General features: G+C 52.3%; 20 protein-coding genes, 5 tRNA genes and 2 pseudogenes. 26 read left to right on the forward strand and 1 reads right to left on the reverse strand.

Translation table 11 applies throughout. The annotated features are described in order from the left end of the window. Positions 1–650 precede the first annotated feature (650 nt). Positions 651–1007 (reverse strand): PucR family transcriptional regulator, encoded by a 357-nt coding sequence (locus ORD20_RS05925; protein ID WP_369825297.1) that lies wholly within the window; start codon positions 1005–1007, stop codon positions 651–653. A 397-nt stretch (positions 1008–1404) separates the two neighbouring features. On the opposite strand from ORD20_RS05925, the gene ORD20_RS05930 reads away from it, so the two are divergent. From ORD20_RS05930 to ORD20_RS06055, 26 genes and pseudogenes are all read left to right on the forward strand, one after another. After that, on the forward strand, positions 1405–3045 hold the full coding sequence (locus ORD20_RS05930; protein ID WP_158246372.1) for a proton-conducting transporter membrane subunit: 1641 nt from the start codon (positions 1405–1407) through the stop codon (positions 3043–3045). Next, positions 3042–5525 carry a YbcC family protein gene (locus tag ORD20_RS05935; RefSeq protein ID WP_103376558.1) on the forward strand — a complete coding sequence of 828 codons (2484 nt, stop codon included), beginning with the start codon at positions 3042–3044 and terminating at the stop codon, positions 5523–5525. The genes ORD20_RS05930 and ORD20_RS05935 overlap by 4 nt, the downstream gene beginning before the upstream one ends. A gap of 76 nt (positions 5526–5601) precedes the next feature. Beyond that, on the forward strand, positions 5602–6537 hold the full coding sequence (locus ORD20_RS05940) for a LysR family transcriptional regulator (RefSeq protein ID WP_103376557.1): 936 nt from the start codon (positions 5602–5604) through the stop codon (positions 6535–6537). Between the two features lie 514 nt (positions 6538–7051). Next, positions 7052–7702, forward strand: coding sequence for a histidine phosphatase family protein (locus tag ORD20_RS05945; RefSeq protein ID WP_242968649.1), 651 nt, complete (start codon positions 7052–7054; stop codon positions 7700–7702). A gap of 103 nt (positions 7703–7805) precedes the next feature. Next, a tRNA-Asp gene (locus ORD20_RS05950) sits at positions 7806–7883 on the forward strand. 5 nt (positions 7884–7888) lie between these two features. Continuing rightward, positions 7889–7964 (forward strand) — tRNA-Phe (locus ORD20_RS05955). Positions 7965–8089: 125 nt separating this feature from the next. After that, on the forward strand, positions 8090–8755 hold the full coding sequence (locus ORD20_RS05960; protein ID WP_103376788.1) for a 3D domain-containing protein: 666 nt from the start codon (positions 8090–8092) through the stop codon (positions 8753–8755). 280 nt (positions 8756–9035) lie between these two features. Beyond that, a complete protein-coding gene (locus tag ORD20_RS05965) occupies positions 9036–10292 on the forward strand; it encodes a hypothetical protein (RefSeq protein ID WP_103376556.1) in 1257 nt (418 codons plus the stop codon). A gap of 66 nt (positions 10293–10358) precedes the next feature. After that, complete coding sequence (locus ORD20_RS05970) at positions 10359–11024, forward strand: Crp/Fnr family transcriptional regulator (protein WP_103376555.1); 666 nt, start codon at positions 10359–10361, stop codon at positions 11022–11024. Between the two features lie 218 nt (positions 11025–11242). Then, complete coding sequence (locus ORD20_RS05975; RefSeq protein ID WP_103376554.1) at positions 11243–12022, forward strand: enoyl-ACP reductase FabI; 780 nt, start codon at positions 11243–11245, stop codon at positions 12020–12022. A gap of 64 nt (positions 12023–12086) precedes the next feature. Further along, complete coding sequence (locus ORD20_RS05980) at positions 12087–12896, forward strand: 3-hydroxyacyl-CoA dehydrogenase family protein (protein WP_103376787.1); 810 nt, start codon at positions 12087–12089, stop codon at positions 12894–12896. A gap of 78 nt (positions 12897–12974) precedes the next feature. Next, positions 12975–13049: transfer RNA gene (locus ORD20_RS05985), tRNA-Gly, on the forward strand. Between the two features lie 20 nt (positions 13050–13069). Then, positions 13070–13144, forward strand: a tRNA-Cys gene (locus tag ORD20_RS05990). Between the two features lie 8 nt (positions 13145–13152). After that, positions 13153–13230 (forward strand) — tRNA-Val (locus tag ORD20_RS05995). Between the two features lie 252 nt (positions 13231–13482). Next, positions 13483–14304 carry a sporulation protein YtxC gene (gene ytxC / locus ORD20_RS06000; RefSeq protein ID WP_103376553.1) on the forward strand — a complete coding sequence of 274 codons (822 nt, stop codon included), beginning with the start codon at positions 13483–13485 and terminating at the stop codon, positions 14302–14304. Between the two features lie 348 nt (positions 14305–14652). Next, positions 14653–16551, forward strand: a complete 1899-nt coding sequence (thrS, locus tag ORD20_RS06005) for a threonine--tRNA ligase (protein WP_103376552.1) — start codon at positions 14653–14655, stop codon at positions 16549–16551. Positions 16552–17252: 701 nt separating this feature from the next. Continuing rightward, the gene (rpmI, locus tag ORD20_RS06010; protein WP_103376550.1) at positions 17253–17453 is read left to right on the forward strand and encodes a 50S ribosomal protein L35; all 201 of its coding nucleotides are present in this window, start codon (positions 17253–17255) and stop codon (positions 17451–17453) included. Between the two features lie 42 nt (positions 17454–17495). Next, a pseudogene (gene rplT, locus ORD20_RS06015) lies at positions 17496–17708 on the forward strand (50S ribosomal protein L20); the annotation flags it as partial. A 233-nt stretch (positions 17709–17941) separates the two neighbouring features. Continuing rightward, positions 17942–18505 (forward strand): annotated as a pseudogene (locus ORD20_RS06020) (phenylalanine--tRNA ligase subunit alpha); the annotation flags it as partial. Continuing rightward, positions 18502–20844 (forward strand): phenylalanine--tRNA ligase subunit beta, encoded by a 2343-nt coding sequence (gene pheT / locus ORD20_RS06025; protein ID WP_103376547.1) that lies wholly within the window; start codon positions 18502–18504, stop codon positions 20842–20844. The pseudogene ORD20_RS06020 and the gene pheT, both read left to right, overlap by 4 nt. A gap of 85 nt (positions 20845–20929) precedes the next feature. Then, positions 20930–21214, forward strand: coding sequence for a cell division protein ZapA (locus tag ORD20_RS06030; RefSeq protein WP_103376546.1), 285 nt, complete (start codon positions 20930–20932; stop codon positions 21212–21214). 113 nt (positions 21215–21327) lie between these two features. Beyond that, positions 21328–22524, forward strand: coding sequence for a MutS-related protein (locus ORD20_RS06035; RefSeq protein ID WP_430626601.1), 1197 nt, complete (start codon positions 21328–21330; stop codon positions 22522–22524). Continuing rightward, the gene (locus ORD20_RS06040) at positions 22478–23314 is read left to right on the forward strand and encodes a Smr/MutS family protein (protein WP_430626602.1); all 837 of its coding nucleotides are present in this window, start codon (positions 22478–22480) and stop codon (positions 23312–23314) included. The genes ORD20_RS06035 and ORD20_RS06040 overlap by 47 nt, the downstream gene beginning before the upstream one ends. Positions 23315–23374: 60 nt before the next feature. Further along, entirely contained in the window at positions 23375–24568 is a 1194-nt protein-coding gene (tyrS, locus tag ORD20_RS06045; protein ID WP_103376544.1) for a tyrosine--tRNA ligase, read from the forward strand. Between the two features lie 11 nt (positions 24569–24579). Beyond that, positions 24580–24831 carry a tetratricopeptide repeat protein gene (locus ORD20_RS06050; protein WP_430626603.1) on the forward strand — a complete coding sequence of 84 codons (252 nt, stop codon included), beginning with the start codon at positions 24580–24582 and terminating at the stop codon, positions 24829–24831. 17 nt (positions 24832–24848) lie between these two features. Further along, positions 24849–25184, forward strand: a complete 336-nt coding sequence (locus ORD20_RS06055) for a tetratricopeptide repeat protein (RefSeq protein WP_430626604.1) — start codon at positions 24849–24851, stop codon at positions 25182–25184.

Genomic DNA, 25184 nt, shown 5'->3' on the forward strand with positions numbered 1-25184 from the left:
ACAAAGTATAGCAATAAAGGTCAATCAAATGCTAGGAGTATCGGTATTTTATGGTCGATCAACCGTTGTATCTGTCTTGATAAAGACGTTTTTCTGTTGATCGGAGACATGCGTAAGGCCGCAATCAGTCAAAGGTGACAGGAGAGGATGTTTCGCTAACGCTCGGGACTGGTCCCCAATTGCTTGCAGGCCGTTTTTGCGAACAGTCGTAGGCATGGCAAGAAAAGTTCTCTTGGGGGTGCTTATGAGAACGTTGCTGTTATGTTTCAGAGGTTCTGATCACTTGACCATTGACGCCATGCGTGGCGCCAAATAGTCTATGTGAAGGGATAAGGCAAAGCAAGCACGTGGTGTTATGATGGATAGAAGGGTCACACAAAAAATTGAATCTAATGCGGGGACAAAAATGCGTACAAAAGATGGTCGTAGATCATCTCAGGGATAGAGGCTGTGATGGGGCATTGGTCTAGCCTTGGACGGCCCGCCACGTTAATTCATCGACACGGACCTCGCCCATGCCGCGGCACATGCGGCACGTGGTGTACCCGCGTTGGTCGCAGTGGATACAGCCTTCACTTTCGCATTCTGGGCAAATATCTTCGCCATAGCCAAAGCATTGAAGACAGGGTTCCCATATTGCCGAAGGAGATTTACGAAATAGGGGCGATTTTCTCGATTTGAACATCTTCTTCACCTCCATGGATTAACGGGTTCTTGCGGTAAAAAGCGAGTGCCAGTCCTAGGTCAATGATTGTATCGAGATCCTTAAGATCGCAGCCAAGTATCGTCTGCAAGCGGCTAAGACGGTACGAAAGGGTATTGCGATGGATATATAGACGCTTTGAGGCGGCCCGTGCGTGGCCATTGCTTTCCAGATAGACTTGTAAGGTCCATAACAATTCTTGGCTATACGCGCTAGATTGCAATAAGGCGCCAAGTTTTTCTTGGACAAATTCCGCCTGCACCGATTCCGGTATAGTATCGAACCAGCGTGACAATTGTGACATCTCCTTTTGAAGCATAGGCAATTTCTCGCTTTGCCACCTTGAGAATAGCATCTCGCCTAACCGCCGACTAATACCAAAATCCGAAACTATTTATAAGTGCGCAATGATAGATACATGACGCCTCCGTTTTTTCGGAACCGCTATTCGCCAGTGAGGGGGCGTTCTTCATTGGTTGTCTGCGGCAAGAATAGCGATTCGGAAACGAGAGAGGTTAATGGCATTGCTCTGGGATATCAACGCACGGAAATTTTTTTAAAGTGATTGCATTTTCAACCAGAGGACTCGTATAATAGTAAACGACTTTGAATTCACGAATTTTATATCGTATATAAAACGTCGTGAAGTGAACTTCCGTAAACTGATGCATTGTGGTGAGCGACGAGAGGAGTTAAGGGCTATGATGGAATTGTCGAAAGTCATATCAGACATCTTGGAGATACTGCCATGGCCTTTCGTATTCGCAGGGTTAATCGCTATGGGCGCTTACCGCAATCCTGGGGTCATTAAAAAGATGGTCTTGGGGGCGTCAGTGGTCACCTTACTATTGGCAGGGTTGGACGCCGTTCTATACTTTGTGGGCTGGTCCACCGCGCATCACGCGCCGCTAGGTTCTTCACGGGGGCTGGGAGCGTGGGTTGACGTCAATGTCTTAACCATTTTGATGTCGTTGTTGGTGAGCTTCGTAGGATTAGTCGTCACACGTTATGCCTATACCTATATGCGTGGCGATGTGCACGAGGGACGGTTTCACCAATGGCTAAGCCTGACATTAGGATCATTTCTATGGATGATTGCGGCTTCCAATTTGTGGACGTTTTTCATTTTTTGGATTGCGGCCAGTTTGAGTTTGCATCCATTGTTAGCGTTTTACCGCGGGCGTCCCGCGGCGGTGTTGACGGCGCGTAAGAAATATTTTGTCGACCGCCTTGCAGACGGTAGTCTATTGGTCGCCTTTATCCTCATCGCACGTACTCTGCATACAGCCCAGTTTGCTGTGATTGGGAGCACGTTGATGAATTTTTCGGGTCCGCTGCCTTTCGCTTTGCAACTGGCTGGGGGACTTCTGATTGTGAGTGCCGTCCTCAAAAGTGCACAATTTCCTTTCCATGGGTGGTTGATTCAAGTCATGGAAGCGCCGACGCCGGTTTCTGCGGTGCTGCATGCTGGCATCATTTATACAGGGGTATTGTTGTTACTACGGCTAGAACCGCTGGTAGCGCAAGAAACATGGACAGGCGACGTTTTGATTGGAATTGGATTGCTGTCGATGATTTCAGGGTCGTTGATGATGATGGCGGCGTCAAATATCAAGGCGTCTTTAGCCTATTCGACGCACGCGCAAATGAGTTTTGTGCTGATTGAATGTGGGTTAGGGCTCTATAGTCTGGCGTTGTTACACATTATGTCACATGCCGTGTATAAGGCTCATGCCTTTCTCTCGTCGGGAAGTGTCGTGGAACAATTTCGAGCGCCCAAATTACAACGCGGGCCGGTGTTTCTTTCAGCCTCGCGCATGCTGATGAGTGTGGGAGTGGCCTTGGGTTCGGTTGTGGGTGTCAGTGTTGCGATGGGACTTCCACTATTCGCGCACGTTCCGCTATTGGTGATGGAAACGATTCTTTTAATCGCCTTGATTCAAATGGTTATGCTGGCGTTGACCGAGAGAGCTGTCGAAGGAATCCAATTCGTGGGGCTCATTATGGGGCTGAGCGTTGGTGTGTCTTTGGCCTTCTTAGGGCTTGGGTCCGTGTTCAATGGGTTCTTGGCGACTTTGTGGCCGCCCGTAGCTCATGCCAATGGGGGAGTTTTGCAATACGTGCTATGGGGATTGATTATCGTGAGCTTTGTCGGCTTGCTCTTCGTTCAGTACAATTTGCCGCGGATCCGCCGGCATCCCTGGGGGTTGGCCATTTACTTGCATTTGTATACCGACTATGTCGACATGATAGTCACGCGGTGGGTGCGCCAATTGTGGGGCTGTAAGATCGTGCAAGCGTCGGTCCTACCGGCTGCTCATCCATCGGAGGTCTTGTCATGACGATGGTGCATTTCAAGGGCCCACAACTCATCCAGCAAGCACAAAGTGTCATGGAACGGATTGCCCCACTGTGGCCGCTAGACAGTTTTGTCGCCGTCAATCCCTATATGGGCCTCATGCAGTCCTTTTGGGATGCGCACGAAACGTTGAAACGTGTTGTGGGCCAAGGTCTATGCATGCCGCGAGAGTATTATTGGCAGAAAATGAAAGACGGCCGTATCACGCATGAGGATATCGCCACAGCCATTCAAGAATTTGGTTATGGGGACGAGACGGCGGGTATTGAACAGATGTTAGTCCAACCGTCCCGCTCCCGCGATATACCCTTTAAGTTGCTGACGGATATTTTGGGTCAAATCGAGCAGCAAGATTGGTCAGCCTTTGTTGTTGAACACACCAGTCGTTATTGCGCCGCGTATTACGACCAAGGGCAGGCTCTTTGGTCATTTCCTTGGAAAGACTTGCCGCTGTATACCAGTTGGCGCCAATTTGTGCGGTATGATAAAAGCCCACGGCTATGGGGCGTCAAAGGTTTTGGCGAGGCGTTGGACCGGTGGCCGGATACGGCCGAAGGGGCCATCGTGCAAGCGATTCAAACACTCGATGTGCCAGGGGAAGTTTTGGACGACTATCTTTATGCCGTTTTGTTGAGCATTGGGGGATGGGCAGGGTGGACACGGTATTTGCGATTCCAGGCCGAACTGCAAGGAAACGACAATGCTGACCTCCAGGATCTGCTAGCGATTCGTCTGTCGTGGGAGGCCTTGTTGTATCAGTTAAAGTCCAGCGATCTATTGAAGAGTCGGTGGCGTGAATTCTTGGTCCAAGCCGCCGAGTCCGCAGGGCATTCGTCCAAGGAAATCCCAATCGATCCGATTTGGCAAACGGCATTGGAAATAGGATACCAGCGCCAGTTGTTGGGGCTTTTGAACGGTTCTGTCGAATCACAACCCTTCCAGGACCGGGCACCGGTGCAAGCGGTGTTTTGTATCGATGTGCGTTCAGAGGTGTTTCGCCGCGCTTTCGAGACGGTGGAGCCGGGCGTGCAGACCTTAGGTTTTGCCGGATTTTTTGGCATACCTATGGAATATGTTCGCTTTGGCGATAGTGCAGGGCAGGCCCATCTTCCGGTCTTGTTCACGCCTAGCTACCGTATCGCAGAATCTTTGAATCCGGATTCTGAACGACAAGACACGAAAACCCTCTTGGTCAAACGACATAACCAGCTACGGTTAAATAAGGTCTGGAAAATCTTTAAAACTTCGGCAACGTCCACCTTTGCGTTTGTGGAATCCGTAGGGCTTTTATGGGCGCCCAAGCTAATCAGCGACAGTATGGGGTGGACCCGTCCTGTTCCCAAACCAGATGACGTGGGCCTATCACGAACTGACCGCCGTCGTATGCAGCCTCAACTGTCATCTGAGAGCAAATCTCAGGACCTTGTTTCCGACATGATCACCGGTATTCCCGAAGCCGATCGACCTGCCCTAGCGGAATCGGTGTTACGCAACATGGGCTTGATGGGGAACTTCGCCCGTCTAGTGCTCTTAGTCGGGCATGGGAGCATGACGGTGAACAATCCTCAGGCTTCTGCGTTGGACTGTGGAGCGTGTGGAGGGCAATCCGGAGAGGCCAATGCGCGAGTGGCAGCCGCTTTGTTAAATGACCCGGGTACACGCCACGGCTTGGCACAGCGAGGGTTAGCCATTCCTGATGACACCTATTTTTTGGCGGGATTGCATGACACCGTGACCGAAGAGATACGTTTGTTAAATAAAGAGGTCATACCGTCTTCACATGTCTTAGATGTTCAGCAATTGGAACAGTGGTTACAGCAAGCGGGACAGCTTGCCCGGGCAGAACGCTTGTCCCGTGAGACAGATCAGGAGAACACCCCGGCTAAGGCTCGTGCAGTCTTATGGCGACGGGCCCGTGATTGGGCAGAGGTGCGACCGGAGTGGGCTTTAGCCGGCAATGCCGCATTTATCGCGGCTCCACGGCACAGAACGCGTCAGCGAGATTTAGCGGGCCGGGCGTTTTTGCATGAATATGATTGGCACCTTGACCCCACATTTAGCACCCTGCAGCAAATCATGACGGCACCGATGGTTGTAGCACAGTGGATTAATATGCAATATTACGGGTCTATGGTGGATCCGCGTCGTTTGGGCAGTGGCAATAAAGTGTTGCATAACGTGACGGGGGGATCTGTTGGGGTGCTCGAAGGAAATGGAGGCGATTTGCGGGCCGGATTAGCCTGGCAGTCTTTGCATGACGGTACCCGCTGGATGCATGAGCCAATGCGTCTCACAGTGCTCATTGAGGCCCCTCGGGAGGCCATCGATGAGGTCATTGCGCACCATGACGAGGTGCAGCACCTTGTCGAAGATGCATGGATTTATCTGTTTCAGATTGATGACGACGGGCGTATCCATCGCCGTGGTCTTAATAAACAATGGGCTCTCGTGGGCGCCCAGTGATTTGATTAGGGTGAGCAAGCCTCATATTGGTAGGCGATAAAATGTGAGAGGCAAAGGGTTCAGGAGGGGACGCGATTTGAAAGAAGACGAGGTTCTCATTAATCTCCATCAATTACGGGTCTTCCGAGAAGTAGCGCGTCGCATGAGTTTTTCCCGGGCCGCGGAGGAAATGATTTTGAGTCAACCGGCGGTGTCCATGCATATCAAACACCTCGAAGAAACGATGGGAATGCCGCTATTTGAAAAAGTCGGCCGACAAATTTATCTCACGGAGGCGGGAACTCAGCTGTTAGAGTACAGTCAACGGGTATTCGCCGTGTTGCAAGAAACGCGTGAAGCGATGGATGCGTTGCAAGGGGGCGATGCTGGACGTCTTCGGGTCGCAGCTGACACGACCGCTGGGGTCTATGTGGTCCCCGAGTATTTAGGCATTTTTCGTCAAAAGTTTGCCCGAGTGGACATTAACCTCGATGTTACAAATCGCAAGACGGCCATCGAACGGTTATTGTCTCGGGAAGCGGACCTAGCGGTTATCGGCAAATTTCCTCATGAAGCGGAATTGGAGGCTATCCCATTTTTGGTCAATGAACTTGTGGTCATTGCGTGGCCGGACCACCCTTTGGCCCATCATGAGAACATTCCATTAAATGCGCTTGCAGACGAAACGTTTCTGATTCGAGAAGAAGGCTCAGGCACCCGGGCAACGATGGAACAGTTTTTTGACGAGTCAGGCGTCAGGCCTCGTATTGGCATGGAAGTCGCAAGCAATAGCGCCATTAAACGGGCTGTAGTCCACGGTCTTGGGCTTGCAATCGTTCCGCGCCGCGCAATTGAACTGGAACTTCGAACTCAGCAATTAGTGGTGTTGAACGTCCAAGGATTCCCTCGGGTACGCTATTGGCATGTGGTCCAATTGCGTGACCGGATGTTGCCACCGCCTGCAGTGCATTTTAAGGCGTTGTTGCTCAAACACATCTCCACTCCCAAGCCGTCCTTGGATGTCTCCTCTTAAGTTGTGGCATTGAACTGTCGCGCCCTTAGGCATGCAGCGGGCGTGCCAGGAGCGGTGATGGGGCTGTTCGACACGGTTTGTTAAGATATTCTCTTGCACCGGGTCATGTTGACGCTAGGTAGCCTCATGGCCTGCTCTAATTACGTACACATGCTAAACGCAATGGCCTTCAGGGGATCCTCCGGTCACCTAGCCTATCCATTATTTCTGACTTATGGGTTCTTTTATGTTTCGGTATTAGTCAACAATGGGCTGAGCTGATACGCTTAATTCACAAAAAAACCACGTAATAGGTACTCACAAGGCCTATCATCGAAACAAAAGGCTGGAGAACCTGTCAGGACGGCTAAAGATATTAATGGGGGGATTGGCGTGAATCGTACGGTATGCTTTGCGGCCACCAGTGCTCTGAACTGCTTATGTATAGACGCTCGCAGTCCCCCAAACCCTGTTAAGCGGCAAAGTCATCAGGGTGAACAGAAGCGATGAACATTTGGAGGTCGAAGAATTGGCGATGAAAACGGTGTACTTTGTCCGGCATGGTCGAACAACATGGAATGACCGCGGCAATCGTTACTGTGGACGATCAGATTTAGAGTTGACGGAAGCGGGAATGGGTCAAGCTCTTCGGCTTGCGCAACTATTTGAGGATGTGCCTTTAGATGTGGCCTTTGCGTCACCTTTGCAGCGCGCTATTGCGACAGCGTTTCCGATTTCCAACCGCGCGGGCGTGTCCTTGCATATCGATAGCCGGTTGCAAGAAATTGATTTCGGTAACTGGGAAGGATTAACCCAACAAGAAATCGAGTCATCGGATGCGCTCCAGTGGCAACGCTGGGTGCAAGATCCTGCCGTGACCAAAGCAGGAGGAACGGGCGAAACGGGGCAGGAGGCTGTAGTCCGCATGCAGCATTTTGTTGAGGACGTGAAAAGTTGGCCGTTTCAAAATGTGTTGGTCACGTCCCACAATACCGTGATGCGTCTTTTTATTGCCGCATCTTTGGCATTGCCGTTGGCCAGTTATCGTCACTTTGAAATGGATAATGGAGACGTTTGGGTGATGAGGATTGGAGAAATGGGGGAGATGAAGTGGAAACCTGGAATTTCTTGCGCGCATAGAAATTCCACCACCGAAAATGCGGCAGCCATGACTGAACTGAGGTAATTAGCCCTTAGGCGGCCATAGAAGAAAACCACCATGTCCTAAAAAAGTATTTGACAAACTCCTTAATGTAGTGGATAATAGCAACGTTGCTGTGGTGGAACTCGGAGGCGTGGTGTAGTCGGCCTAACACGCATGCCTGTCACGCATGAGATCACGGGTTCGAATCCCGTCGCCTCCGCCACAAATGCCGCGGTAGCTCAGTCGGTAGAGCAGAGGACTGAAAATCCTCGTGTCGGCGGTTCGATTCCGCCCTGCGGCACCACTATAAGGTAAATGATGTGCATACCATTTGGGTGTGCTTTTTTTATTGTCATCAATGCCTATGCACATGATGCCCGAGGATTTGGGGAAACTAACCGTCATAAAAGAGGCGGAGGCGTCAGCGTCATGAAGTGGGCAGTGGTGGTGGCGATCGCCTGTATGGCGATGGGCATAGGGCTAAAATCTGCCAATGCAAGCGGGTCAGCGCCCAATCAAATGCCGCCGTGGCCATGGTCAGGCCGAGGTTTTGCAGCGGAATCGGTGCAATTTACGCCCGTTGCCTATCCGGTGAAAACCGTGAAAGACAATATGCTGCCCCAAGGCCAGACGTTGCTGTTGCAGCCGGGTCGACCGGGCATTGTCTTTCAAGTGGGTCCTGTTCGCACGTCTATCACCGCGCCCACCCAACAAATAGTCGCTCAAGGAACGGCGCCCGTCCATACGATTGTCATTAACGGGGTTACGTATCATTACGACCGGGTCTTCTCTGTTTTGACGACCGCTTACAATGGCCAATACTCCATGAACGGCCCGTCCGGCGCGGTGGCGGCTTGGGACGGACTTCCCTTGCACCAAGGCGATGTGGCGGTAGACCCTAATGTCATCCCGTTAGGAACGTATTTGTATATTGATGGATATGGTCCCGCGCGGGCTGTGGATACGGGCTCGGCCATTATTGGGGATCATATTGACTTATTCTTTCCGGAGCCCGCCTCTCAAATTGCTCGTTATGGAATTCAATTTCACACGGTGTACATTCTAACCCAGCGCCCCTCTTCGTATCCCGGCTAATCTCGCTCTCTTCTGAATGGTGTTCTTCGTGATCGATGTCACAATGCTCCCTAAAGTGCTGCGATAGAGTGTGGGCATGAAAGGAGCGCATGCCCGGTGGAAACGGCTGGCATCAAAGTCAAAAGTCTTGTGAAACAAACAATGGGGCGTTGGCGGTTAATGCTCGTAGGGTCCGCGACGACCGTGTATCAATAATCAGTGTGAGGCGGGTTTTCCTGGCAGGATCCGACGATTCGGCCGTTGTTCGAATTTTGAAGGCCCAATAGAGAAGGAGACGGTGATGAACTTGTCCGAAATGGTGCATTATAAACCCAGTATCAATATCGCACAGGCCCCGCGAATTTCGGCGCCGCTGCTGTATATGGGCACGGGATATGCATTTTTCATTTTGGCGGCCATCGAGGTTATCGTCCTGGGGCAGCCTATCGCTTTGGGACGCGCCGGGGAGCCGCACGTGATTATGGCTGTTCACTTTTTTACGTTGGGATTCTTGTCCATGACAGCTCAAGGCATCTTAACCCAGTGGATTCCGGTGGTGTTTGATGTCCCACCGCTATCTTTTCGCCGTACGGTCATCCAATTTCTTGTATATCTGAGCGGCGTTATCGGGTTCGCGTTGGGATTGATGTATGGGAACTGGCGAGTGTTGGCGCTGAGTGGAGGGATCTTAGCCGTTGCCATTGTATTGTGGTCAGTTGCATTATGGGGACAAATGAGGCGATCTGAGAAACACGGCAGCGTCTACCGAGGTATTCAAGGAGCAATTCTGGGGTTTAACGCGACATGGATTCTGGGTTTGTTTATGGCGTTGTCTTTCTTGGGATGGTGGCCTGAGTATCAAGTGCTGCGCGTACATATCGCGACAGCGCTCGGGACTTGGTTGGGTCTTTTAGTGTTAAGTGTGCAATTAAAACTGAACCCCATGTTTTCAATGTCTAAAGCTGAACGCACGAAACCCGCTCTGCCGATTATTTTGGCGGGAATAGGGACGCTCATGGTGTGGGCCTCGCTTCTGACCTCTGCACTTGTAATGCGACTGGGGGCCACCATATGGGTGGGCGCCGTGGTGGCATCTATCGTGCAACTCGTTAGTACCGTGCGGCAGGGGAAAATGTTTGACTGGGTGTTTGCAGGGGTGGGAACGGCTTGGGCGCTATTTCTTGCATCCTCCGTGTTAGGGATATGGCTTAGCCCTTTGGCGGTGGTAACCGCGTTTTGGGGGTTTCTCATTCTTATCTTTAGTTATCAATCTCGCATCATTCCTTTTATGGTGGCTCTACTTGTATCGAATAAACTGCCAGGTCCTGTGTTCAAGGCTTTCTTCTTGGCTCAAGCAATGTATTCGCCTCGGCAACCCATCGTAGTCGCTGTCTTAGGCGTCACGGGGGCCTTGTTATCTGTAGTGGGATGGGTTGGTCATTTTGGCGCTATGGTGTCGGCAAGCGGGATTGTGGCTCTGGGACTGGTTGTGACGCAGGTAATTAATATGGTTGTGGCAATAAGGCGCGCGTCCAAAAGACGTGAAGCACAAGTATAGGGTGCACAACGTCTCTACCGATTGCTACGCGTGACGCGTATAATATCGGGCATAGGGAGGGACGCCATGACCGGTAAGCGCTATGATGTGCCCTTGCTTCAGTTAATTCCGGAATCGACATTGTCCGAGATCCTCGTGATGCGTCATTATGAGGCGGGCGACCGAGTCTTTGAACAGGGCGAACCGACGTCAGGGTTATGGTTTGTCCTCGAGGGACGTGTGGCGATGGAACGGATCGGATTCGAAGGCCAATTAACCACGACTGGTGTGTGGGTGCTGGGCGATATTGTGGGGATTGCGGGGCTTTGGGATCAGAGCGGCTATCCTGCGTCGGCTCGGGCGCTGTCAACGCCGACGGTGATGGGCTGGATTGCGCGCACGATGGTACTGCGGCTGCATCAAGAAATCCCGGCGTTTGGCCTCGAAATTAGTCGGGTGTTGGCCGAACGTTTGCGATTCATCCAAGAGTCCATTGCCGACCGTAAAGGGTTGCCAATGGTGAACCAAGTCGCTTCGGTCCTATGGACCTTGTTTATTCGGATGGGGCGCATGATTAATCTGACCCATGAAGATATTGCCCGGTTAATTGGCACGCGTCGGGAGACAGTGACGCGTGCCATTCACACACTTGCGCAAGATGGCGTGATCTATGCGCACCATGGGATGCTGGAAGTCACTGACGCGGTCAAGCTGAAGCAATGGATGGCGGTGGTGGATAAAGATAGCGATTAGAATCCTCAAAAAGCGACCATCATGGCGGGATTCCAAGGTGGCGACTAGACAACGGTCGCTCTACCGCCGGATCGTTCACGTCCGTTAAACCCGCGTGCGATATCCTATGACGTGCTCATATCACCATGTGATGAAAAGAGGACTTCTACGTATAGCCGTCCATGTCTCGATGCGGTATGATGTTCCAAAAAACGGATTACCACGGAGGAGAGATATTTTTGGGGCTTTTAGAGGGAAAGACGGCCATTGTTACAGGCATTGCGAATAAGAGGAGTATTGCATGGGGGATTGCCAGGGCTTTTGAACGGGAAGGCGCTCAGTTGATTTTGACGTATCAAAACGATCGACTGAAAGAAAATTTGGATAAATTGATCGAGGAGTTGCATACGCCGGTCAAGACCGTCTTACTAGATGTGATGAACGACACTCTGATGGCAGAGTTTGCTGACCAATTGGGTCATATGGCTCCTGATGGCGTTCATGCATTAATCCATTCCATCGCGTATGCCGACCGTAAAGATTTAGAAGGGCGTTTTCTGGATACAACACGCGAGGGCTTTACGTTAGCGCAGACGGTCAGTGCTTATTCCTTGACCGAACTCACGCGGGCTGCTTATCCGTCGCTATTAAAGGCGGGATCGGCTAGCATTGTGGCGCTAACTTATCAAGGGGCTACGCGCGTCATGCCCAATTACAACGTGATGGGGGTGGCAAAGGCGTCGTTAGAAGCGTCGGTACGCTACTTAGCTTTTGACCTCGGTAAAGACCATATTCGTGTCAATGCGATCTCAGCTGGACCGGTGAAAACATTGGCAGCGTCTGGGGTGAAAGGCATTTCATCGGCGCTACACAGTACGGCCGAACGGGCCCCCATTCCCGAGAACATATCGACGGACGATGTCGGCAATGCCGCGGTGTTTCTGTCGTCAGATTGGGCTAAACGCATTACCGGACATATCCTGTTTGTGGACAGTGGATTTCACATTATGGGTTACTAAAAGCATCAAATAGGGTAAAGGAGGCACTAAGGTGCAAACGATAGGGATTGTGGGAGCCGGCACCATGGGAGCGGGAATCAGCCAACTGGCTGCGGTAAGCGGATTTGAGGTGTTGATGCATGATGCGGCGCCAGGGGCTGTAGGACGCGGAAAGGACCGAATTGCTGCGCGGTTGGCGCGGGCCGTTGAACGGGGCCAAATGACGGCGGACGCGGCGGAATCAGCCATGGAGCGCCTTAAAGAAGCCTCGCTGGAAGATTTTTCGGTAGCAGATGTGGTCATCGAAGCGGTTGTTGAAGTCATGGATGTCAAAAAAGCGGTGTTTAAAAGCCTTGATGCGGTAGTTCGCCCACAGGCCTTGCTGGCGACCAATACGTCATCGTTTTCTATTACGGAACTTAGTCGTTCAACCCGCCATCCCGAAAACTTCTTGGGGATGCACTTTTTCAATCCGGCGCCAGTGATGAAATTGGTGGAACTGGTACGCGGAGAAGATACCTCCGATGAGACGGTGGCGCTCGCGCAAGATATTGCCCGGCGATTTGGCAAAGAAACCGTGGTGGTACAAAAAGACACACCGGGATTTGTTGTCAATCGGATACTAATGCCTTTATTTATTGAAGCGATGAGGATTCTTGAGGAAGGCGTAGCGAGCAAGGAGGATATCGATAAAGCGGTGCAGTTAGGCCTCAATCATCCGATGGGCCCGTTGACGCTAGCGGATTTCACGGGGTTGGATGTGGATTTAGAAGTGATGGATTATTTGTATGATGAGTTTCATGACGACCGGTTTGCTGCGCCTCAAGTTTTGCGCCGTCTTGTGCGTGCGGGCCGTCTTGGTAAGAAAAGTGGCCGCGGATTTTACCAATATTAAACTCGCTAAAAACGAAAATTTTGTGGCCTAGGTGACTTGCACAATGCGAGAGAAGTTGTTATACTAGCAGAGCGTGATGCGGAAGTAGCTCAGTGGTAGAGCATTGCCTTGCCAAGGCAAGGGTCGCGGGTTCAAATCCCGTCTTCCGCTCCAATCTGCCGCCTGACCTATCAGGCGACGTAGCCAAGTGGTAAGGCAGAGGTCTGCAAAACCTCTATGCCCCGGTTCGAATCCGGGCGTCGCCTCCAATACACATGGGTGGTTAGCTCAGTTGGTTAGAGCGCTCGCTTGACATGCGAGAGGTTCACAGGTTCGAGTCCTGTACCGCCCACCATAAAAACCCGCAAATTGTATGCGGATTTTTTATTTTGCGCAAAGTACATTTCCTGGTTACCTCCTTTATCTCCGTTCAATGCTTCCGTTTTCATCATGGTACATCGATGTCTTACGAATAGAAATGTGATTCAGATGTTCTTCAGCTTGGCAGAAAACCTAGGCGTGAATAGGTTTTGATAATCTGGAATATACTAGCAATATCTTAGAACTAATACAGGTGGGGATATTTCAAAGAGATGGAGGCGACAGGGTGGTGCAGTGGTGTATTGGCAGTCAAGAGGATACTCCGCGGATTGATGCATATTTGGAGGCGCCTGTAGAGTGGACCAGGCAATCCCGAATGGAGTGGGCTGTCTGCGACATGGACGGCACAAGAACGGAGGGAGCCTATACCATGGCCCGCGCCGTGGCCAAACTCATTAGTGCCCATTATGAACCCTGGGTGACGCGGATTTTGCGGCAGCAGTACAGCTACTTGACACAGGAAGAACGCCGCATCATTTTGAGCCGGGTAGTCCAAAACCTTCGTACGGAAGACCCTGAGGCGGCGCAAGCGCGTGTGGATGCGATTGCTGCTCGGCTCACCGCATATTTTTGGACACACGATGTGCTGGTGATTGAAGGCGCCGAAGATTTTTTGTTGCATGATGTCCGTGCGGGCTTGATCGACGTGGTGGGACATATCGTGGATGAGTATTTTGCGGAGCATGAATACCGCCAATTTATTGGGTTTCTTAAGGATTATGTCAGTCAACAAGCGCCTCACGCAGACGTCGTGCATGTTCGGTGTTGTGGAAAACACATGCATATTGCGGATGCGCAAGGGACTGACGTTGGCCGCGAGATTATCGATGCTTTAGCCGAAGATTTGGATGATAGCGAAGAAACGCGCCAGGAGCTCTTGGTGAGTGCCTTGGTGTTGCTCGCACCTGCGCGCGTTGTATTGGACAGCACACTGCCTTCCAATTTGCAAGAGATGCTGCGCGCTATTTTTGACGATCGCATTCAATCGGTTGAAACAAAGTTGCATCCAGCGTCTTCAGCGAAACGGCCGGCCCGGGCTGATTCATGAAAATCAGGGCATACTACTCCCATGGACGCTGCTTGCCATGCCTAAGGGCTATTGACACGGCTTTGCGCTTTTCGGTATCGTAAAGGGCAAATAGTACTGCGATGAAGAGATGTGAATTTCCGTATTCTTTAAGAGAGAGATGTCCTTGGCTGAAAGACGTCTTAGTGACGCGGAAGTTCTAACCACCTTGGAGCGTCTAGCGAGCCTATAGCAGGCGAAGTTAGCGGCGGCGACCGATATTGCGCACAAAAGTCGGGCAGATTGTATGCCAATGGCGGTGGAACCGCGGAATTTTTCCGTCCCCCAGACAGATGGGGTGGCGGATTTTTTTATGGGGAGGACGAAGGTATGGAGGACTTGACGATTGAGCTACACGGCGATTATGTCGTAAAGAGTCCAGGGGTGCGGCCTATTGACTTTCAAGAAGAAATGCCGCAAGACGCTCTGGCGGCATGGATTGATGGAGACGTGGTGGATTTAAATCGGCCATTGACGCACGGCGGGCAGCTGCAATGGTTGACGTTTGCTGATAGTAGTGGCCAAAAGGTGTTTCGACATTCCAGCGCGCATTTAATGGCGCAGGCTGTCAAACGCTTATGGCCGGAGGCTAAACTGGGTACCGGTCCTGCGTTGGAGGACGGGTTCTATTATGACATTTGGCTCCCTAAACCGTTGACAGAGACAGACTTGAGCGCGATTGAAGAGATGATGCGGCAAATTGTTCAGGAAAATCTCGCGATCGAACGTTTGGAATTGACTCGTGATGAGGCACTTGCACTTTTTGCTGATCGTCATGAAGATTTTAAGTTGGAAATTGTGCGTCGAATTCCTGAGGGCATGACCATTTCCGCCTATCAACAAGGCGAGTTTGTGGACTTGTGCTCAGGTCCTCACGTGCCCCGCACCGGAGTGATTCAAGCGATCAAGTTGACCAATGTCTCGGGGGCCTATTGGCGTGGTGATGAAAAAAATCCCATGATGACCCGCATTTATGGTACGTCTTTTCCTTCCGAAGAAGAGTTGACACAACATCTTCAACGGTTGGAAGAGGTGAAGTTGCGAGATCACAGGCGGCTAGGACCGCAATTGGATTTGTTTAGTTTTCGGGAAGAGGCACCAGGCTTTGCCTTCTGGCATCCCAAAGGATATCAACTATACCGGACACTGGAGGAATTCTCGCGCCGCTTGCAGACGGAACGGGGCTATGAGGAAGTCTCGACTCCTTGGATTTACCGCGTCGGGTTGTGGCAGCGTTCAGGCCATTGGGATCATTACCGCGACAATATGTTTCTCATGGAACGCGAAGAAGAAGTGCTGGGCGCCAAGCCGATGAACTGCCCGGGACACGCTTTACTTTTTAAAAATCAAGTCCGCTCGTACCGAGATCTTCCGATTCGTTATGCCGAATATGGACCCTTGTCACGGTTTGAACGTTCCGGTACGTTGCACGGATTAATGCGTGTGAGGGGCTTTCACCAAGATGATGCGCATCTGTTTGTGCGAGAAGACCAAATCACCCAAGAGATCTTAGGGGTATTAGATTTAGTCGATGTGGTGTTTCGGGCATTTGGCTTGCCTTACGAAGTGGTTTTCTCGACGCGCCCTGATGACTATATGGGGTCTTTGGAATTGTGGAACAAGGCGGAGCACGATCTCGAAGCGGTTTTGCGCGAACGCGCCATTAAATACCAAATCAACCCGGGCGACGGCGCGTTTTATGGGCCGAAGCTCGATATCTCAGCGATTGACTCGCTAGGTCGACATTGGCAGTTGGCGACCATCCAGTTGGACTTCCAATTGCCTGAGAAATTTGATCTAACCTATGCCGACCAAGATGGAACTAATAAGCGTCCGGTTATGATTCACCGCGCGATTATGGGATCGGTCGAGCGATTCTTGGGGATTTTGGTGGAACATTATGCGGGAGCTTTCCCGCTGTGGTTGGCGCCTGTGCAGGTCATGGTCATCCCTATTACCGACCAGCAAAGCGCCTATGCTCAAGACATCGCCACGAAACTCAGGCGGCGGGGGTTGCGCGTTGAAGTCGATACCCGTAATCAGAAAATGGGCTACAAGATTCGCGAAGCCCAGGTGAATAAGGTGCCGCGCATGTTGATTGTCGGCGGCCGTGACTTGGAAAATCACACGGTGTCGGTGCGTACACGCGAAGAAGGGGATATTGGTGCTAAGGCCTGGCCCGAATATCTAGAAGAGTTGGTTGAACAAGCGCAAATGCCCTTAGACTAGGCCTACAAAGGGGGACGACGATCCCTTTGTGCTCAGCATGTTCACCAAGGAGGCTCGTCTCAATAGGAGATGAGCCTCCTTGTGCTGTTTAAGATAGAGTGAGCGGGCAACGCGACGCTGGTATGACCGTTTATTTGCGAGAAAGCCTCAAGTGCGGAAAGAACTTGAGCAGTCGTTCTTTCAAAAACTGGGCGGACATCCGGTGTTCAAGAAAATCCGCAGGCGATATAACTCATTACCCGCGACAGCACTGTACCTCTGGTGTCGCACTACACGGTCGAAATCCAAGGATGGCGATCCGGAACCGACTTGGGACCGGCGTTGGGTTAAAGATGCGTCCTCCCAATTGCTAGTGCACAAAATGGCTGAGATTCATGCCATGCCAACACGCCAAGAGATCCCAGAGCATTGGGTGAGTAGCATCTTTGTGATTGACGGGGGTAAGGCTTTTCGCTTACAATATTACTGCATATGCCGAACAAAGCAGAAGCATCAGCTTCTCACCCTCCGGTTTGGACCCAAAGGGTTGATGGAACGTGGTTTCTGTATTTGGGCGGAGTGATCCGCCCTTTTTTGTTTGGACCACCAAGAAAGCATTCGAAGGAGGGAAAAAAAAACTATGATGGATTAACAATGGATTTCTGTATTTGGGAGTCGGTAGCATGATAATGATTTTAGCGCCGAAAAAGGGAGTGTAACGCATGCCAAAGATGAAGACACATCGTGGAGCCGCCAAGCGCCTCATGATTACCGGGAAAGGGAAAGTCGCGCGGAACCGTGCCGGCAAGAGTCACTTGCTCGAGCACAAGTCACCGTCGCAAAAACGCCGGTTGCGCCAAGGGGTTCTGTTGTCTCATGCGGATTACCACCGTGCAAAGCGTTTGTTGCCCAACGGCAAGTAAGTGGCCTTGGGGTAAACTAATTGTTGTGGAGGGGTTTGGAAGATGGCTCGGGTAAAACATGGGATGGTGAGACATCGCCGTCACAAAAAGATTTTAAAGATGGCACGGGGTTACCGGGGTGCACGTTCCCGTCATTTTAAACCGGCAAACGAAGCGGTTATGCATTCATTGTGGTATGCCTATCAGCACCGCAAGAAGCGTAAAGGTGATTTCCGGCGTCTATGGATCACCCGTATTAATGCGGCTGCTCGCTTGTTTTGCCAGTTCCGCCGGTTATGATACAATAACCGGAAAATAAAAGACAGTAAGCGATGATCCAGAACATGTCAGCCATCCCTGCAGCGCAGAGAATCCGGGTATTGGTGGGAACGGATCTGCAGGCGGTCGATATTCGCTGGGGAGTGCAAACTTGAACTTTACAGTAGGGTTTGCCGGCCGGTGCCGTTATCAACAGCCAAAGGACACATCCTGGATTTTTTACCAACTGTCCGGACAGGGTCTTGCGCACACATACCTCGCCGGTGCAAATTCGGGCCATGCAAAAATATCAGGGCTCGTTGCCCGTGAAAATTATTGCGCCCGGCCGCGTTTTTCGCCGCGATGATGACGCGACCCATGTTCCGATGTTTTTCCAAGTTGAGGGATTAGTGATTGATCACGGCATTACTTTGGCAGATCTCAAAGGCACGTTGACGGCGATGGCGCTAGAACTGTTAGGGAGTGAGATCAAAACCCGATTCCGCCCGTCATATTTTCCTTTTACCGAACCGTCGGTGGAAATGGACGTCACGTGCGCGGCTTGTGGGGGGACAGGCTGTCGCGTGTGCAAGGGCACCGGCTGGGTGGAAATTTTGGGGTCGGGCATGGTTCATCCCACTGTGTTGCGCAACGGGGGGTATGACCCCGACGTGGTGACGGGATTTGCCTTTGGATTAGGAATTGAACGGTTAGCCATGCGTCTTTTTGGTATTGATGATTTGCGGTTGCTCTATCAAAACGACATGCAGTTTCTCTCTCAATTTCAGACGTACATAGGGAGGCCTGGGTTATGAAAGTTAGTTACCGGTGGTTAACTCGCTATGTTCCGGATTTGCCAGCGCCGGCGAAGGTAGCCGACACCCTGACGCAAATGGGGTGGGAAGTGGCGCAGATGGAGGCTTGGGGACGGTGGTACGAACCCGTGGAACTGGTGGAAGTCGTTCAGCGGGTGAAGCATCCTGATGCCGACCATTTGTCGGTGGTCAGCGTCAGGCGCGGTGACGGCAGCACGATTGACATTGTCACGGGGGCTTCCAATGGATTTGTTGGAGACCGCGTCTGGTATGCGCCTGTGGGGACCGAACTGGTTGACGGCCGTGTATTGGAAGCGGTTCGCATGCGCGGCATCCTTTCACCAGGCATGTTGCTGTCAGCGGAAGAATTGGGATTTGACCAAGGGCCTCAAGATTTATGGATTTGGTCAGGGCCCGAACCGCTTGGGACGCACTTTATTGACGTCATTGGCGGTCAAGACACCGTCTTTGAGTTGGAGCTCACACCCAATTTAGCCGTCTTTGGTCAAAGCATGCAGGCCATTGCTCGCGAATTGGCGGCCGCATTGTCTTTGCCGTTGACCGAACACAGTCGCGGTTTTGAATACGGGGAAGATGCGTTGGCGCGCGTTTTAGATCTTCATGACTGTCCGCTCTATGGGCTTGTAGCATTTCAGATTCAACCGGACGCGCCAACACCTTTGTGGATGCAAGTCTTGTTGCGCGCCATTGGCCAGCGTGTGATTTTTCCGGCCGTAGATATCACGAACTTTTTGCTGTGGGATATAGGCCAACCGCTCCATGCCTTTGACCGCGATACCGTCCAGGGCTCTATTACCGTGCGTCTGGCGCATCCGGGTGAGCGGCTTGAGACTTTGGATGGGGAAGAGCGCACATTAGGGCCTGAGGACTTAGTGATTGCGGACGATGTGGGTGCACTGGCCCTAGCAGGCGTCATGGGCGGCACCCGGTCGGCGATTTCTTCAAAGACGCGCCATGTGTTGTTGGAGGCGGCGCATTTTGATTCCTCGCGCATTTTCCAAACCATGCGTCGGCATCAAATTTTTTCCGATGCGGCACTGCATTTTGGCAAAGGCACGGACCCCTTGGCGGTGTACACCGCCCCAGACCGCTACCGTGCATTGTTACAAGAGGCCGGACTCTTTGTGGCTACTGGGCCGAGCCAAGTGGTGGGGCGTATTGCCCCGGCTCGCCAAATTGTCTTTGAACCGGACAAGATTCGGCGTTTATTGGGGGTCGACTGGGCCGATGACAAATTGCGTCAAGGGTTAGAACGGCTGGGGTTTGGCGTGACAGCTGCAGGCGACGTCGTGATTCCTCATGCGCGTCACGACGTTAGTGGCAGTCACGATTTAGCCGAAGAAGTGGCAAGGCTGTATGGCTTAGAAACCATTAAGCCCTCGGTGTTTCTGGCGCCTGCCGTACCCGGTCAAAAAAACAGCCACGAAGCGTACCTGGAATTTTTAAAGAATTTGCTGGCTGAGGCGGGATATTGGGAAGTTGTGACGCGTTCGTTTACGTCACCGGAGCGGTTAGCCCGGGCAGAAATGACGGTCTCAGATGCGGTTGTCGTGCGTAATCCCTTGCGCGACGAAGAGCGGATTTTGCGCACGTCATTGCTTCCGGGCCTGCTCGAAACGGTTGAGGCGAACCGCGCCCGGCGGGGACTAGCCCTACGCCTGTTCGAAATTGCGCCCGTCTATCAATCGCATGCGGACGGGTGTCAAGAGATAGCGGAGCTGGCCGTTGTCCAAACCCTGGAGGGACAACCTGCTTATCCCCATCCTGAAGCCCCTCATGTGTTGGATTTGAAAGGCGTGATGGAATGGGTCAATGTGCGCGCTGATATGGGCTTGACATGGCGCCAGGTCGAGGAGCCGCCAGCGTATTTGCATCCCGGACGGACGTTAGCACTAACGAATCGCAACGGCACGGTGTGCGGGTATCTAGGCGAAGTGCGACCGCGCATAGCCCAGCGCTATCATGCCAAACGTCTAGCGGTTTGGGTCATGCGGCTCGACCTTCTGCCGTCTTCGGCCGCCGTGTCTTCCCAAATGCATAGGCCCTTACGTCTGCCCGAAGCCGTGCGAGATTTGTCCTTGGTGGTTCCAGCCAATATCGCCTACCAGCAAATCGTGGATGTGGTCAACGCTCTGGCCCTACCGGCTTTGCGCCGCATGACGCCTATCGACCATTATGTGGGTGCATTTGGTGAATCATGGACCTTGCGCTTTGTCTTCCAACCCGACGAGGTCACCTTGACGGAAGAGGACGTCGATCGCGCGATTCAGCAAATTCTGTCGTCGCTGGACCCTTACGGTGTAAAAATACGCCAATAATGCCTGATTATGGCGTGACAGCACAGGAAAAAAGCGGTATTGTCGAGAGGAGGAGAAAGACAGAATAATCAAGGGAGGCAGGCGTGTGACAGAACCCATTCGGACGACCGTGACCATTTATGGCGAGGAGTATTCTCTCAAAGGAGACCTGCCCAAAGATGTGATTCAGGCACTCGCGCACCATGTGGATGGCCGCCTGCGGGTTCTGGCCGCCAAAAATCCGCATCTTGGGATTTCCCGCATTGCTGTCTTGGCGCTTTTGAACATGGCGGAAGATTTGTACCATCTTCAAGAGCAAAATGAAGAACTTGTCCGGGCGATGCAAGAACAGTGGCGTAGTAACCGCAGCGTGAAGAATAAGACACCGTGATTGGGGACAGGGAAAAGGCCACTGCAAACGCAGTGGCCTTTTCAGGTGCTATAATCCAAAGGTGCATACGCAAGAGTTTAACAGATCTTTAGAGAAGAGAAAGGCAGGGGCACGTGAACACTCTTGATACCATAGCGGACAGCCGGCTGCGGATCAGTCTCGATTTAGTCCAGTTTCCTGCCGTGCTTCAGCAAGTCGCCGCCTGGACGGATACGCCCATGGGCCATGAGCGCATTGTCAACGCGGGGTATTTGAGCGAGGCTGCGTTGCGCCAACGGCATGATGCCTTGCAAGAAGTCATGCGACTGGTGCGTGACGCCGAGACGCTGGAGATCTCCCTCAAAGGCGCCATTCCTCTAAAGGATTTGGTGCGGCGGGCGCAAAAAGGCGGAATGTTGAACCCCGAAGAATTGTTAGGGATTGGGGTGACGCTGAAGGTTGCCGAGGCGGTTAGTACGTGGACAAATGATCAAGACATGCCGTTATTGGCACAGCGCATTGCCCGCTTGCCGTCCTTAGGTTACGTCGCGCAGGCTATCTTTCGCATATTAGACGAGCATGGACAGGTAAAGGACCACGCCAGTCCTGTTTTACAAAAAATTCGCCGTGAAATCAGACAATCGGAGGCGGAGATTGACCGCCTGCTCGATGGGATTATTCATTCGGGGCATTGGGCCGAGTTTTTGCAAGATCCCGTAGTCACCCTACGATTTGGACGCCGTGTGGTGCCCGTCAAGGCGATGTTTCGTAATCAAGTGCCAGGAATTGTGCATGACCGGTCATCTAGTGGGCAAACGGTATTTGTGGAGCCCATGCCGGTTGTGCAGAAACAAAATCAATTGACAGAACTGCGCAATCAAGAAGATGAAGAAATTCGCCACTTGCTCGCGGAGTTGTCCCGCACGGTCGGAAGTGTGGCCGATGACTGTGTGGTGACAGAACAGACATTGGCTTGGCTTGATGAACTGTTGGGGATTGTCCGCTACGGCCAGCACTCCGGGGCAGTTCTGCCCATTATCGGCGGGGAAGATTTACAGATTATCGAGGGCCGACATCCCTTGATTGAAGACCCGGTCCCGCTCGATTTGTCATTAGCCAAGTCCCGTCATATTTTAATTATTACGGGTCCCAATACGGGAGGCAAGACCGTCGCGCTGAGAACGACCGGCTTGATTGTGAGTCTGGCTTTGGCCGGTATGATGGTGCCGTGCCGCGCAGGGACAACGATTCCGCTCTTTGACCGGATATGGGTGGATATTGGCGATGAGCAGAGCATTGAGCAAAATTTGTCCACCTTTTCGAGCGATTGAAGAAGCCAATCACTTGCAAATGGAGTTGCGTGCTGCCAAACAGCAAGTGCGCGAACAAGCGGACGCCTTAGCGGCCCAAACCTTGGCCTTGGAACAAGAGCGGCGCAAATGGCTTGACACACGGGAAAAGGAAATGCGCCGGATTCGCGATCAGTGGCGGCATGAACTGGACCAGTTGCATGATCAGATGACCGAAGCCATTTTAGAAGTGCGCCATCAACAAGGACCAGACCAGGCGCGCGCTGTGGAGGCTTTGCGGGATACTTGGCGGCGGCGGGGCATTTTGCCCCAAGAGTTAGAAACGACGAAAGCGCGTCCCGAAGGGCATTGGCAGGCAGGAGATTATGTTCACGTGCGCGACTTTGAAGGGCTTGGGCAGGTCCTGGAGGTCAACGGCAAGGTGGCGTTGGTCGAAGTGGGGGCGCTGAGAGTCAAGGTGCCCGTTGGGGATTTAGAGGCCGCTAAGGCTCCGCAACCGGGGCGAACGAGAAAATCGCCGGGTCGCCATCAAGGGCTGTCGTCGGCCAAAGCGCAAAATCTTCACATGGAGTGTGATGTGCGCGGGATGACGGTCGATGAGATGGTGGATGTGGTGGACAAATACCTCGATGACGCGGTCTTGGCCGGAGCCTTTCAAGTCCGGATTATTCACGGCAAAGGCACCGGGGTGTTGCGCAAGGCTGTTGGACAGCTGTTAAAGGCTGACCCTAGGGTCAGCACCTACCGACTGGGCGAGCGCGGTGAAGGGGGCGACGGCGTAACGGTCGCGACGTTGGGAGACCGAGAGTAAGATTTTTAGGCAATCTATCAGTATGATATACTCTCGGCAGGATAATAGGGAGGATTGGGTTTGCAAGACATTCATAAACAATTGGACTGGCTTATCAGCGGCACCGATGACGTCGTCAGTCCCGCGTTGCTCAAAGAGAAATTAGAGAAATCGCAGGCGACGGGGCGCCCTTTGACGGTTAAGCTGGGGGTAGATCCGACGGCCCCTGACATTCACCTGGGGCATACGGTAGTCATCGAGAAACTCCGCCAATTCCAGGAACTGGGCCATACCGTGGTCTTTTTGATTGGTGACATGACGGGCCGCATTGGAGATCCGACAGACCGCGCGGCTACGCGCAAGCAACTGACGGCGGATGAAGTCAAGGCTTTTGCCGCCACTTATATTGAACAGGCGCGCAAAATCTTAGATGCAGACCGGCTGACTTTACGCTACAACAGTGAATGGCTGGAGCCGATGCAGCTGGCCGACACGATTCGGCTCATGGGTCAAATGACGATTGCCCGTTTGTTAGAACGAGACGATTTTCATAATCGGTTTACTGAACATGTGCCCATCTATTTTCATGAACTTCTCTACCCCCTGATGCAGGGCTATGATTCCGTAGCATTAAAGGCGGATGTGGAACTGGGCGGCACCGATCAGCGATTCAATATCATGACGGCCCGTCAAATTCAAGAAGCCTATGGGTTGGAGCCGGAGGTCGGAATTTTCTTGCCGATTTTAGAAGGCACCGACGGCGTTCGACGCATGGGAAAAAGTTTGGGGAACTATGTCGGCATCAGTGAACCCCCCGAGGAGATGTACGGCAAAATCATGTCCATTCCCGACACCTTGATTACCCGGTGGGCCATGCTGCTCTTAGGAGAAAATCGCACGGTATGGGAAGAACGGGTGCAAAGTGAGAATCCACGTGATGTGAAGGCCGATTTAGCGAAACGGCTGGTGACGCGATTTGCGGGCGAGGACGCAGCGGTGGCAGCACAAGAGGCTTTTGACCGCAAGTTTCGCGAGCATCAAGTGCCCGAGGACATGCCTTCGGTGGCGATGCCTAGCAATCCATGGCAGGTGTCGGCGATTGAGTGTGTGGCAGCGATGCCCGATGTGCCTAGCAAACAAGAAGCACGGCGGTTATTGCAGCAAGGAGCCGTGGTGCTGGATGGCAATCGCTTAGCGGTGACAGATGTCCTGAGCATCGCTGCGGGGTCATGGATGCGTATTGGCCGACGCCGGTATTACCGGTTTACGGTGTAAGGAGTGAGGGCATGGTAGCGCAAGATGAAGAGCGGTTAGGATGGCAAGAGATGGAGCAAGGCCAACTGGAAAATGCAGAAGTTCATTTTCGACGGGCTCTTGAACTCGACCCTTACCGTGCAGATGCTTTAAACGGCCTGGGTCAGGTCTATTTGTCGTGGGGCGATTTCGAACAAGCGCAAGAATTGTTTCAGATGGCTATTGCGCAAGCGCAGGAGGATTTGCCGCATCACCAACGCTTGCTTGGGATACCGAGGCGATAGGTCAAGATGGCTATTACTTGCTGGGCATGCTGCAGCTACGCGCGAATCGTCCGACAGAAGCTGTAGAATGTTTTCAACAAAGCTTGTCACGTTATCCCGAAGCATTTTACAGTGTGGGACTGGCACATTTTCTTCAAGGACAACTGACAGATGCGCGTCAGGCTTGGGCTGATGCGTTAGCCGTCATTCCGGATCTCAGCTTGTTTATTACCAACTATCCGGCCTTATTGCCGTTTCCATTATGGCAATCGGATGATGAGACCTTTGTGCGCACCTCGCGTTATGTGGATGATATGGTGGATTTATGGACACCAGAAGCCAAAGAGGAACTGGGGCGATGCATGAAAGCGTGA

The sequence above is a fragment of the Sulfobacillus thermotolerans genome (assembly GCF_039623705.1).
GTDB lineage: Bacteria > Bacillota > Sulfobacillia > Sulfobacillales > Sulfobacillaceae > Sulfobacillus > Sulfobacillus thermotolerans.